This window comes from Rhizobacter sp. P3_B12 (assembly GCF_056402895.1).
The window spans coordinates 1-687 of sequence record NZ_JBFUGN010001657.1 but is presented as its reverse complement, the minus strand read 5'-3'; the positions used below and the strand labels follow the sequence as shown (position 1 = coordinate 687).

Annotated in this window: 1 protein-coding gene; it reads right to left on the bottom strand. The window is 69.0% G+C overall.

The window, feature by feature from the left end; translation table 11 throughout:
- Positions 1-687 (bottom strand): 3-hydroxyisobutyryl-CoA hydrolase (locus AC1D01_RS37515; RefSeq protein WP_477875008.1); only part of this gene is annotated, 687 nt, incomplete at both ends.

Sequence of the window (687 nt, the reverse complement as noted above, 5' to 3'; positions counted from 1 at the left end):
ATCATCAACGGCGAGCGCTTGGCCAGCGTCGCGAGCGTGGCCTGTGCCCAGTCGCTGCCGTCGCCGCGCAGCGATTCGACGATGCCGATCAGCGACTCGGCCGCGAAGTGCCGGTCGATCTCCGCGCGATCCAGTACCGTCGTCGCAGCCGGGGCCACCGCCCGCGCTCGCACCGCGGCGTGGAGTTGTGCCGCGTTCTCATGCGGCTGATCCACCAGCGCCTCGACCAATGCCGACAGGTCCCCACTGGGAACACACACATCCGCCAGCCCGCACGCAATCGCATCGCCCGCACCAAGAATCTGCCCCGTCAGCGCCAGGTATTCCCCCAGCCGCCCCGAGCAGCGCGCCAGGAACCAGCCGCCGCCCACATCCGGGAACAGCCCGATGTGCGTCTCCGGCATCGCCATCTTCGTGCGCTCGGTCACCACGCGCAGCGACGCGCCCTGCGAGATCCCCATGCCGCCGCCCATCACGATGCCGTCCATCAGCGCGACGTACGGCTTCGGGTAGCTGTGGATCAGGTGGTTGAGTGCGTATTCCTCGGTGAAGAAGTCTTCCAGCTCGGGGTTGCCGGCCAGCGCCGCCTGGTGGAAGAAGCGGATGTCGCCGCCGGCGCAGAAGGCCACGCCCTTGCCTTCCAATGTCGCGCCGCGCACGACGACGGCCTGCACGGCAGCGTCATCC